This is a genomic window from Flavobacterium sp. 90 (genome assembly GCF_004339525.1).
Lineage (GTDB): Bacteria > Bacteroidota > Bacteroidia > Flavobacteriales > Flavobacteriaceae > Flavobacterium.
This window is the reverse complement of sequence record NZ_SMGE01000001.1, coordinates 1-11,635: the sequence shown is the minus strand read 5'-3', so window position 1 is coordinate 11,635 and position 11,635 is coordinate 1. Positions and strand designations below refer to the sequence as shown.

Sequence of the window (11,635 nt, the reverse complement as noted above, 5' to 3'; positions counted from 1 at the left end):
GTTTAAAATTTATATTGTAATAAAACTGCAAAATCAAGTTCGGTTTGGTATTTATTTTTGGTGTATTCCTGTTCATTATCAGTAATTAGAAAACCAAAAACATAGTGGTTCTGAATTAATTTATAAAATCCTGCACTTAATCGATATGAGTTTAAAGATTTTCTCCTATCATATTCTGCGGCTCTTGTTCTATCGTCTGGCGAAGTTCCATAACCTGCAATTAAAGTCACATAATCATATTTTGTTTTGTAATAATAACGGGACGTTAAGATAAATGATGGACTATCTTTTTGAATGTATGATCTTAAATTTAGCCAATAAGAACCAAAATATTTGCCTATTCCTATATTTAATGTTTTTAAATCGCTATTATCCTGCATTACAATATATCGAACTCCCAGATCAGCTTCCCAGCCTTTTTTGAAATTCTGAAAATACGAATAACCCAATCTCCATTCCGGAAAAGCGCTGTCTTTGCTGTAAGCAACATCAATATATTGGTAACTATTTTTTTTAGCAAAGAGATAAGATTCTGCCTCAAACTGAAGTCCGCTTGCCATAACTAAATCTGACGAAAGTCTTTTGGCATAACTAACTCTGCCAATCAGACTTCCCCAAGTGCGTTGATGCATATAATCTGCGCTGAACAAATGCCACGGACCAACTCCGTCACGATCAATTGTGGTCAGATTATAATAAGCGCCTACGCGATCGATATTGGTTTTAGAATATAAATCAAAAAGTCGCTGTTCTATGTCCGGATCATGAGGGAATTTTGCCCTGATGGATTTAAGATATTTTGCTTCATTTTTGGTATCATTTTGCAATGAATAAAGCTCAATTCTCTTAAGTCTGAAATTTTTGTTGTCAGGATATAAATCAATTGCTTTGTAAGTTGTGGTTAGAGCTTCGTCATATTTTTCATCTTCCAGATCCATGTTTATCAGATAAAGAAAAGCGTCTTCGTATCTCGGGTTTTTATCAATTACATAGTTGTAGTAGAATCTTGCGCTGTCTTTTTGCTTTGTTAAATCATAATTCCGACCTAACGCCAAAGAAAAATCTATATAATCCGGCGCAAGTTTTTTTCCTAATAAAGCTCTTTGAATATTGAGTTTATAATCAGGATGTGCGCTTTTCATGTCTTTTATTACAACCGTTAAAAGACTGTCGGTATCAATTTTTTGTGCTTTAATAGTTTGATTCGAAAGTAAAAACAAACAAAAAAGCAGCTTGGTTATATTTAAGAGTTTACTATTTTTCATAATCAAATTATTTTTTAGCGGGTGACTCAAAACCTTTGCGAACCATGACGCCCCATTTTTGTTCTTTTTTTCTAAAAAAATGCCAATATCCTTTTAGCGAAGCATAAATCGTAATAGGATGATAGACAAAAGGCTCAATAATTGCCATTCCAATAAGCGTAATGAGTTCTTTATAACTGGCATAACTCTTATAAAGTATTTCGTCAATTAAGATCGATATTATGGTTATTGACAAATAAAAAAGATACACTAAGAAACTAATAAGAAATAGAAATTGAAAGTTTATTATACCAAAGACAAAACTTGCAATTAAGGTAATTATACCAGTAAATTCGATAATTGGAACCAAGAATTCAAAGCTAAAAAAGAACGGTAAAACCACGAATGCTGTTCGTCCATATTTTGGATTTAAAAACATTTTTCGATGCAAATACAAGGTTTGAACCAATCCTCGTGCCCAACGAATGCGTTGCCTTAAGAATATTTCTCTCGTGCTTGGAACTTCTGTCCAGCAAAGCGATTCCGGAATGTATTTTATCAAAAAATTTTCTTTTGTATCATGCATGTATTTTCTCATGCGCGTTATAAGTTCCATGTCTTCGCCTAAAGACTGATGCCAATATCCGCCGGCTTTTATAACTATATCTTTGTCAAACATTCCAAGTCCGCCTGAGACCAATAATAATCCGTTTATTTGGCTCCAAGCCATTCGCCCAAATAAAAAAGATCGTACATATTCGAGTTCCTGAAAACGCGGATACCATTCTTTAGGATAATGTACTTTATATAAAAAGCCTTCTTTGATGTCGCATGAATTTGAAATTCTAATTCCTGCTCCGGTTGCAATAACACGAGTTTCGTTTTCCATGAACGGTTTTGCAAGCTTTAAAATTGTATTGCTTTTTAAAATACAATCAACATCAGTGCATAAAAACAAAGGATATTGCGAAGAATTTATTCCGGCATTTGAAGCGTCGGCTTTACTTTTTCCGTTTATTTTGTCTACTATTAATAATCTTGAATAAACCGGATTTGTCGATTTATAATGTCCGCGAACAGGTTGCGTTACGATTTTTTCCTGATAATAAAAGTCAATTTTAACGAGATCAAATTCGGTTATTAATTTTTCGAGTGTATTATCAGAACTTCCATCATTTACGATAATGATTTCAAATTTTGGATAGGTCAGCGAAAGAAGTGATTTTACATTATATACGATGTTTACACCTTCATTAAACGCCGGAGCCACAATAGAAACGCCTAATATGTGATTGGACCGAATGAGAACTTCTTCTTCGAGATATTTTTGATATTTTAAATGTTTTATAATCGCCCAATACGATAAAATAGAAAGAAATATATAAAATGAAATGTAACCAATCGAAAAACAGGCTACAAAAATATCATAAACACGAATAAGATAATATAGAAAATCATGTATCATAGATGTAATTTTCTAGTGTGATTAATCATTTTTTGCGTGTCAGGATCGTGCGCGCCTAAAGTGTCAAGACCTTTTGGATCAAGCTTGTTTAGGCAAAATACCATTTTTAATTTTATATCTTTTATCTCTTGTTTTTCGATTTCATTTTTGAGAAAAGCAATCGTTTTTTTCGAACCTACTACAGAAAGAGCGTCTAGAACTTCTATTTGAATTTCGATAGATTCGGATGGGAAAATTTTAATCAATTCGTCTTCGGCTTCTTCTAAAAATAGATCTTGAATTGCAGTAATAACATCGATTTTTAGTGCTTTATCTTCATGATGAAGCAACTTTATTATTTGGGCAGATTTGTTGGTGTAATTATAAAAAACCATTGTCATAATCGCCAACTTTAGAATAGTAGGGTTTTCTGATTCTATCCAAAGATCTATTTGTGGCGGAATTGGTATTTTTTCTGAATGTAAAACATCCATGACTTTTATTGTCGTGATGATCGAAACCTTAACGGGAATATTATCAATTGCCTGCCAATCGCCTTTTGTTAAAGCCAGATAAGCAATATTGGCATTGGACCGAATAACTTTATTGGGATGTTGTAAATACTTTTTTATTAATGAAATTCCGGGTTTGTATCCCAAAGATTGAAAATGATAAATTCCTTCGCGCTTTTTATATTTTCTAAAATCCCTAATTAAACTTGCTGAGTAATGGTTTAAATTGAGTTGTTTGTAAATAATCAGAATATTTTTGGCAGTTTGTCCTTTTAGATTACTTTTCATTCTGATCATATCGTCAATGAGCATTTCTTTGCACCACGTACGATGTATCGGGATTTCAGATTTGAATTTGGCGATTTTGTATTTTAAAATATTTTTGTCCGGTCTCGATAAGGTAATTTCGGTCAGAAATTTTTCGGATTTGCGAATAATAAGATGTCTGGAAGGCAAATTATATTGATAATAGACTCTATTCAATACTAGAATAACAGCTAAAGATAAGGTTACAATTAAGAAAGACGGAATGATGTAATATTTTAAATCGAAAATAAAATGTTCCATACAAAAAGGCTTTTGTATGGTAATATTACGAAAAAAAAAGCAAAAAAACTAATGAAATCTATTGGTTTTGAGGCTAAAATCCTTCAAAAACTCCTAATCCAAAAAGGGCAAAATCATATTTAACAGGATCTTTTGCATCCATTTCTCGCAATTTTAAATCTAATTCGGCCAAAGCTTTCCCGTCATTTTGCTTTCGCGAAAGCAAATCTAATTTTCTGGCAACATTTCCGGAATGCACATCTAGCGGACAAGATAATGCAGAAGGAGAAATGGTTTTCCAGATTCCTAAATCAACGCCTTTTGTGTCCTGACGAACCATCCATCGCAAATACATATTGATTCTTTTTGCCGCAGAATTGTTTAAAGGATCTGAAATGTGTTTTTGAGTTCGTGGTAAATGATCAATTTCAAAAAAGATTTTTTTGAATTCGCTGATACTTTTTTGCAAACTATCTTTTTCCTGATTCTTAGCAAAAACAGCTTCCAAACCGTTATGGTTTTTGTAAATGTGTTGTAAACCTTTTATGAAACCTCCAAAATCTTTCCCGTTAAAGGTGCGATGAACAAAGCTTTCTAGTCTTTCTAAATCTTCATCAGAATGAGACATGACAAAATCGTAAGGCGTGTTTCCCATTAATTCCATCATTTGATGAGAGTTTTTGATAATCATTTTACGATTTCCCCAAGCGATTGTAGCGCTTAAGAAACCTGCGATTTCAATGTCTTCTTTTTGAGAAAATAAATGCGGAATTTGTACAGGATCACTTTCAATGAAATCCTGATTGTTATATTGAATGACTTTTTCGTCGAGAAATTCTTTAAGTTCTTTTTTAGTCATAATTTAATAAAAGGTAATTATTATTGTAAAGCCTAGCCCTGATAAAAGCGGCATCCTTTTTCTTGCTTCTTTAGCAAGGAAAAGATAGAGCGGATAGCAGGAAATAGCTCCTAATTACTAATTAAACCATCAACCATTACCAATTTTCTATCGGCCATATTTGCAAGTTCTTCGTTGTGAGTTACGATGACAAAAGTCTGTCCAAATTCGTCACGAAGCTGAAAGAACAATTGATGTAAATTTTCGGCAGAATGTGTGTCGAGATTCCCGGAAGGTTCATCGGCAAAAATAACGTCCGGTTTATTAATTAGCGCTCTTGCAACGGCAACACGTTGTTGTTCTCCGCCGGAAAGTTCGTTTGGTTTATGATCGATTCGATGTGATAATCCTAAGAAAGTCAATAATTTTTTAGCTTCAGCTTCTGTTTCTGACGGTTTTTTTCCTGCAATATAAGCTGGAATACAAACATTTTCTAAAGCTGTAAACTCAGGTAAAAGCTGGTGAAACTGAAAAATGAAACCTAGATTTAAATTTCGGAATTTTGATAACGCTTTATCATTGAAACCCAAAACATTTTGACCATTTATAGTCAAAGAACTATCTGTGTCAGCTTTCGAAGGTTTGTCAAGTGTACCTAAAATATGTAATAAAGTCGTTTTTCCGGCACCAGAAGCACCAACGATAGAAACAATTTCTCCTTTTTTAATATGCAAATCAACTCCTTTAAGAACTTCAAGTTGGTCGTAGAATTTATGTATATTTTTTGCGTGTATCATTTTGAAACTGTTTCTACAAAGAAACAAAGATTCTCCCGATATAAAAATGTCATCTAACAGAATTTTAAGAAGAGATTGATATAAATGATTATTAGGTTTTTTATTTTAGATTTATAATAAACTATATAAAGAATGAAATTAAAACTTGGAATTCTGGTATTAGCAATAGTTGTGCTTGCAATTTTTGTCAATGCAAAACTATATACTCAAGATCAATTTGTAGTCTATAAAGTAGATCTTAAAAAGCAAGATTTGAAATTGTATTGGAAAAATGAGAACGGACAAAATTTTGGAAGTATTCTAAATCTGAAAAATTGGACAGAAAAGAATAATTTATCACTAAGTTTTGCGATGAATGGAGGAATGTATAAAAAGGACAATTCTCCACAAGGTCTTTATATCGAAAAAAAGAAGGTTTTATCTCCATTAGATACAACTAAAGCCGAAGGAAATTTCTATTTGAAACCTAACGGAGTATTTTATTTAACAACCGGAAAAATGGCTGAAATTTCTACAACTGAAAAATTTAAAAATAACGGTAAAATAGAATACGCGACACAATCCGGACCAATGTTGGTGATTGATGGTGAAATTCATCCTGATTTTAAGAAAGGGTCGGCTAATTTGAATATTAGAAATGGAGTTGGAATTTTACCAGACGGAAAAGTAGTATTTGTATTGTCTAAAAAAGAAATCAATTTCTACGATTTCGCCAATTATTTTAAAAGCTTGGGATGTAAAAATGCATTGTATCTCGATGGATTTGTGTCAAGAGCATATGTTCCGTCAGAAAATTGGATTCAGACTGATGGAAATTTTGGCGTATTATTTGCAGTAATGGAGAAAAAGAAAAAAGGAAATTAGTTAAAGTTAATCTTTTAAGGATGTTGAAATTAAACAAGAAAAACAACTTTAAAAATAAATTACTTTAATTAATTCTGTTTAAATTCGAATAATATCTAAATAGAAGAAGATGCAAGATTTAGGAATAACAAGTGAGGGAAGAACCAGAAAACTTATTCTAGGTTTGCTTTTGGACGGAATAGGAATGTTAACTTATTCTGTTTTGGGATTTGCCGAATTTGGAGATATAATTTGGGCTCCAATTGCAGCTTTTATTATGACCAGAATGTATAAAGGTCGAGTAGGGAAAGTGGCAGGTATTTTGACTTTTGTTGAGGAGATATTGCCTTTTACAGATATAATTCCGTCTTTTACATTAACGTGGATTTATACGTATTACTTTCAGAAATCAGATAGGGATATTTAGTTTTTGAAGAGAAATCCAAGTCCCATATTTTTCAGCATTTTCTTTTCGAAATTCCAAAAAAAACGAAATTGCCCGAAAATGGTTCCTATTACAACTAATAAAACCTGATAAATAGGAAAAATAATCAATAAACGGATTAAAGTAAACCAACCGCCAAAGTCTTCTTTGGTGATACCAAGCCATACGCAAAAAGGTTTGGACAAATACGCAGATGCCGATCCAGTAATGGCAAAAACGATAAGAATGATAATGGCTTGTAGATTTGAGGTAATTCCCCAACGTTTCTTTAATCTATTCATGCTTTATTTATAACAATTACAAATATAGCAAGATTATCGCATTGGAACGTAACCCGAAAGCTTTTGTTTGTAAGTATTTTGAAAATAAATCATATAATTGTAAATCAGGTAATTTACTTCATATCCGTAATGAATTTCAGGTCGGTAATCGATCGTCATTTCATACAGATTCGGGTTATATCTTTGGGGTTGAGAAGCTCTGATATTCCACTCAGTTACATACAATCTATTTTTGATTTCCAGATAAGATAATGAATAATAATTTCTTGGAAGTGCTGTTGAAGCTAGCCACGTGCTAAAACCATTGTCAATAATAATAACTTCGTATTCAAGAGAATCATTGGCAATTCGCACAGTATCGTTTACCGCAACTTTTGGAGTATGTCCAGGATTGTTATTAGATGCAATATTATTTTTTGAAGTCGTCGAACACGCAACAATCGTAAATAAGAGAACTACTATATAAGCGTAATTTTTCATGATTTTTTAGTTTCAAGCTTAAATTTACGAATAAATCAGCCAATTATAATGTTATTTAACAGCACTTTGTAATTCGTGATTTACAGATTTAAGTTTATTTAAAAGTTAGAATATCAAAACCTTTGCCATTTTGGATTTTTATAAAAAAAAGCCATTTACAATTTAAGTAAATAGCTTTTTTAATATAATTTATATTTTAAGGTTCAAAATCTTAGCGACTTAGTACCTAAGAACCTTAGTGTCTTAAAAGAAACCTATTTTCCAAATAATTTCCCAAGCAAACCGCTTAATCCGCCACTTTTTGTTAGCGCCATTGCGTCTGCTACATCTACTTTTCCGTCAGCGTTTTGATCCAAACCAAATTGCATTCCGTATTTGTTTATTGTATCCATAATTCCCGAAGCTTGTCCGCCGTTTCCGGAAATAGCTCCAATAATATCCGAAATATTGAAACTACTGTCATTTGGATCTTTGGCTTTGTTTACTAATGAACTTAAAATCTGCGGAATCATGCTTGCTGCAACACCAGAAGAAGCTTCGCTGCTTAATCCAAATTTCTCTCCAAGATTTCCTGTCACTTGTTGTGTTATTTGCTGCACAACCGGATTAGAACTGTCTATCGATGATGTTCCGCTAAATAAACTTGCAAGTTGTTCGCCACCACCTTCTGAAGCAATTTTTTGCAATCCTGCAAAAATTGAAGAACTCGTTTCGCTGATTACAGCTTCATTGTGCTCATTTGGAATAGCAGAGTTGTTCACAACAGCATCGCCTCCGTATTGTTGTACTAATTGTGTTAATTGTTCAAACATGATTTTTAGATTTAGATTAAACGACAAAATTACTAAAAAAAGAAAGGTATTTACTACAAAATAATAATAAATACCTCTAAAGTTAATCTATTTTTTAATTACTCGGTTCGACAAATTCGAGAAATTATACAAAACTTTATTTATGTGACTTTAAATTAAAGCCAATGTTAAGATTTAGTATTTTGGCACTCTTACTTTGCACCAAGTAGTAATGTCTTCGGGATTAAATCCGGGACAATTATCAATGTTCTTTTTAGGAAAAAACAGAACATCATTACTAAATGTGCTCAGATTGAAATAATAGTTGCTATAATCTTCTCCATATCTCCAAACATCGCTTGAGCCTTCATTGCCAACAGTTTCATTAAAAGTAAAAATGGAAGATTGCTCAGGAATAAAATATTCTTTTTCGATAATAAGCGAAAATATATTACCAAAGATAGAGGTACAACATAAAGTAATTACAATTGTGAATAGAATCAGTCGAATGATCCACTTACGTCTAGAACTTTTTTTGTTCATATTCATATCATACTTTTAAGAGCTTGCGAAAGTATGAAAAAGAAAGGGATTTACTACAGGTACGTAGTAAATCCCTTTAATCAAATTTAATCTATTGTTTCTTAGCTCAACAAAGTAATAATTTGTGACGCTAATTCTGTTCCAATTCTGTCTTGTGCTTCTCCAGTTGCAGCTCCAATGTGTGGAGTCAACGAAATTTTAGTATGCATTAAGATCGCCATTTCTGGTTTTGGCTCGCTTTCAAAAACGTCTAAACCAGCAAAAGCAACTTTTCCTGAGTCTAAAGCTTTTACTAAAGCAACTTCGTCAATAACACCACCACGAGCACAGTTTACGATTCCAACACCATCTTTCATGATCGCCAATTCTTTTTCTCCAATGATGTAACCATCCTGAGCAGGAACGTGTAATGTAATAAAATCAGCTTCTTTAAATAAAGATTCTAATGATTGAGAAACAATTGTAGTTGTGATAGACTGACCATCAAAAAACTCAACTTTTACATCTACTTGCGGAATAAAACTATCTGCAGCGATAACTTTCATACCTAAACCAAGAGCCATTTTTGCTGTAGCTTGCCCGATACGACCAATACCAACAATACCTAAAGTTTTGCCTCTTAATTCAGTTCCGTTTGCGTAAGCTTTTTTCAAACCATCAAAGTTTGAATCCCCTTCAAGAGGCATATTTCTGTTTGAATCATGTAAGAAACGAACACCAGAAAACAAGTGTCCAAATACCAATTCAGCAACAGATTCTGATGATGAAGCCGGCGTATTAATTACGTGAATTCCTTTGCTTTTTGCATAATCAACATCGATATTATCCATACCAACACCACCACGACCAATAATTTTAAGTCCCGGGCAAGCATCGATAATATCTTTACGAACTTTAGTTGCAGAACGAACTAAAACTACGTCAACATTATTTTCATTCACAAAATTAGCCACTTGTTCCTGAGCTACTTTTGTAGTTATAACTTCAAATCCACCTTTTTCTAAGGCTAGAATTCCACTTTTAGAAATTCCGTCATTTGCTAATACTTTCATTATAGTTTATGTGTTTATTTGTTTAATCGGTTAATCGTATAGATCAGATGATAAACATATATTATAATTTTTTCTTTTTTTTTGTTTTGGAGCTAATCCCACTATTCGTTGCAATCTTTTTTGTTTTTAAAGGAAAAACAAAAAAGGATTTCCACTTCTATCGGGGCTAGGACTTTAGTACTCAGTCTCAGTTTTTAGTCTCACGTTTACTGAAAACTGAGACTGAAAACTGAAAACTAAACTTTAGATTCCAAAGCTTTCATTACATCAACCAATACCTGAACACTTTCGATAGGCATAGCGTTGTAAATAGAAGCTCTGTAACCACCCACAGAACGGTGTCCTGGCAATCCTGAAATTCCTGCTTCTTTCCATAAAGCGTCAAACGTAGCTGTATGATCAGCGTTGTTTAATAAGAAAGTAACATTCATTTTAGAACGATCTTCAACCGCTGCAGCACCTTTGAATAATGGGTTTCTGTCGATTTCAGCATAAAGTAAATCGGCTTTTGCGTCGTTTAATTTCTCAACAGCAGCAACTCCGCCTTTAGCTTTGATCCATTGTAAAGTCAATAACGAAACATAAACTGCAAAAACAGGAGGAGTATTGTACATACTTTCTGCTTTAATATGTTTAGCGTAATCTAACATACTTGGAATAGTTCTTCCTGATTTCTCTAAGATTTCTTCCTTAACAACTACTAAAGTAGTTCCTGCAGGCCCCATATTTTTTTGAGCTCCGGCATAGATTAAATCAAATTTAGAGAAATCTAAATCACGTGAAAAAATATCAGAACTCATATCGCAAACAACTGGAACATTAGTTGCTGGGAAATCTTTCATTTGAGTTCCAAAAATAGTATTGTTACTAGTGCAGTGAAAATAATCAGCATCACTAGGAATTGTGTAACCTTTTGGAATATGGTTGTAATTTTCTTCTTTTGAAGAAGCTACAACAACAGTTTCTCCAAAGTTTTTTGCTTCTTTTATAGCAGCAGTTGCCCAGGTTCCGGAATCTAGGTAAGCAGCTTTTCCGCCTTCTTTCAATAAATTATACGGAGCCATTAAGAATGCTGTACTTGCTCCACCTTGTAAAAATAAGGCTTGATATCCTTTTCCTTCAAGGCCTAATAATTCTAAAGCAAGGGATCGCGCTTCATCCATAACTGCAACGAAATCTTTGCTTCGGTGCGAAATTTCCAGAATAGAAAGTCCTGAATCATTAAAATCTAAAATTGCTTTTGATGCTTTCTCAAAAACTTCTTGAGGTAAGATACTTGGTCCTGCGCTGTAGTTGTGTTTTTTCATGGTTGTTGTTAATAGTCGAAAATTTTAAAGACGCAAATTTCGGCAATAGGACCCGAAAAAGCGATAAATTATTCGAAATAATTGAACATTTTTTTACTTTGTTGTTAACAAAAACGTTATAGTATCTACGTTATCTGCATAATCCCACAAACGAGGATTTTGGGTTTGCCCAAAAGAAGTGCTATTTTTAACTAAATCATTGCTAACGATGCATTGAATTTGCTCAGCATCAGCTTCAAGACGGGTTTGTAAATCTTCGATATTGTCGTAGAATTCATAAAAAACACTCGAAATAGGCGATGCATAACTCGGATCTTCTTTAATAGTTAGAAAACCATTGTCTAATAATTTGAAATTACTCATTAAGAATACAGCTTTATTATAATCATAATTATTAGCGTATTTTTCATAATGAATAACGTCCTGATATTTGAAAATTGCTTCAAAGAAACCATCAAATTTATAACCTTTTGGTACAAAAAGTTTTGAAACGTTACGACACCCTAAACCAA

Annotated in this window: 13 protein-coding genes and 1 pseudogene; 2 read left to right on the top strand and 12 right to left on the bottom strand. The window is 32.9% G+C overall.

All coding sequences use genetic code 11. The features are described 5' to 3' along the window. Window positions 1-2: 2 nt before the first annotated feature. The 5 genes from C8C83_RS00070 to C8C83_RS00050 form a co-directional block, all read right to left on the bottom strand. Window positions 3-1,265 (bottom strand): YaiO family outer membrane beta-barrel protein, encoded by a 1,263-nt coding sequence (locus tag C8C83_RS00070; RefSeq protein ID WP_121325875.1) that lies wholly within the window; start codon window positions 1,263-1,265, stop codon window positions 3-5. Between the two features lie 7 nt (window positions 1,266-1,272). Next, the gene (locus C8C83_RS00065; protein ID WP_121325874.1) at window positions 1,273-2,709 is read right to left on the bottom strand and encodes a glycosyltransferase; all 1,437 of its coding nucleotides are present in this window, start codon (window positions 2,707-2,709) and stop codon (window positions 1,273-1,275) included. After that, a complete protein-coding gene (locus C8C83_RS00060) occupies window positions 2,706-3,767 on the bottom strand; it encodes a HEAT repeat domain-containing protein (RefSeq protein ID WP_121325873.1) in 1,062 nt (353 codons plus the stop codon). Before C8C83_RS00060 ends, C8C83_RS00065 begins: the two co-directional genes overlap by 4 nt. A 73-nt stretch (window positions 3,768-3,840) precedes the next feature. Further along, entirely contained in the window at window positions 3,841-4,605 is a 765-nt protein-coding gene (locus C8C83_RS00055; RefSeq protein WP_121325872.1) for a TIGR02757 family protein, read from the bottom strand. 110 nt (window positions 4,606-4,715) lie between these two features. Further along, the gene (locus tag C8C83_RS00050; protein WP_121325871.1) at window positions 4,716-5,381 is read right to left on the bottom strand and encodes an ABC transporter ATP-binding protein; all 666 of its coding nucleotides are present in this window, start codon (window positions 5,379-5,381) and stop codon (window positions 4,716-4,718) included. Window positions 5,382-5,513: 132 nt separating this feature from the next. On the opposite strand from C8C83_RS00050, the gene C8C83_RS00045 reads away from it, so the two are divergent. Both C8C83_RS00045 and C8C83_RS00040 read left to right on the top strand, forming a co-directional pair. Continuing rightward, a complete protein-coding gene (locus C8C83_RS00045; RefSeq protein ID WP_121325870.1) occupies window positions 5,514-6,245 on the top strand; it encodes a phosphodiester glycosidase family protein in 732 nt (243 codons plus the stop codon). 109 nt (window positions 6,246-6,354) lie between these two features. After that, entirely contained in the window at window positions 6,355-6,651 is a 297-nt protein-coding gene (locus tag C8C83_RS00040; protein WP_121325869.1) for a hypothetical protein, read from the top strand. On the opposite strand, the gene C8C83_RS00035 is transcribed toward C8C83_RS00040, so the two are convergent. From C8C83_RS00035 to C8C83_RS00005, 7 genes and pseudogenes are all read right to left on the bottom strand, one after another. Beyond that, window positions 6,648-6,950, bottom strand: coding sequence for a DUF6787 family protein (locus C8C83_RS00035; protein WP_132011610.1), 303 nt, complete (start codon window positions 6,948-6,950; stop codon window positions 6,648-6,650). The genes C8C83_RS00040 and C8C83_RS00035 overlap by 4 nt on opposite strands. Before the next feature lie 33 nt (window positions 6,951-6,983). Continuing rightward, window positions 6,984-7,430, bottom strand: a complete 447-nt coding sequence (locus tag C8C83_RS00030; protein WP_121325868.1) for a DUF6146 family protein — start codon at window positions 7,428-7,430, stop codon at window positions 6,984-6,986. Window positions 7,431-7,684: 254 nt separating this feature from the next. Continuing rightward, window positions 7,685-8,242, bottom strand: coding sequence for a hypothetical protein (locus C8C83_RS00025; RefSeq protein ID WP_121325867.1), 558 nt, complete (start codon window positions 8,240-8,242; stop codon window positions 7,685-7,687). Window positions 8,243-8,416: 174 nt separating this feature from the next. Beyond that, complete coding sequence (locus tag C8C83_RS00020; protein ID WP_132011609.1) at window positions 8,417-8,770, bottom strand: hypothetical protein; 354 nt, start codon at window positions 8,768-8,770, stop codon at window positions 8,417-8,419. Window positions 8,771-8,865: 95 nt separating this feature from the next. Continuing rightward, entirely contained in the window at window positions 8,866-9,816 is a 951-nt protein-coding gene (locus C8C83_RS00015) for a D-2-hydroxyacid dehydrogenase (RefSeq protein ID WP_121325865.1), read from the bottom strand. A 236-nt stretch (window positions 9,817-10,052) separates the two neighbouring features. Continuing rightward, window positions 10,053-11,123, bottom strand: a complete 1,071-nt coding sequence (serC, locus tag C8C83_RS00010; RefSeq protein ID WP_121325864.1) for a 3-phosphoserine/phosphohydroxythreonine transaminase — start codon at window positions 11,121-11,123, stop codon at window positions 10,053-10,055. Window positions 11,124-11,216: 93 nt separating this feature from the next. Next, a pseudogene (locus tag C8C83_RS00005) lies at window positions 11,217-11,635 on the bottom strand (acyl-CoA reductase); the annotation flags it as partial.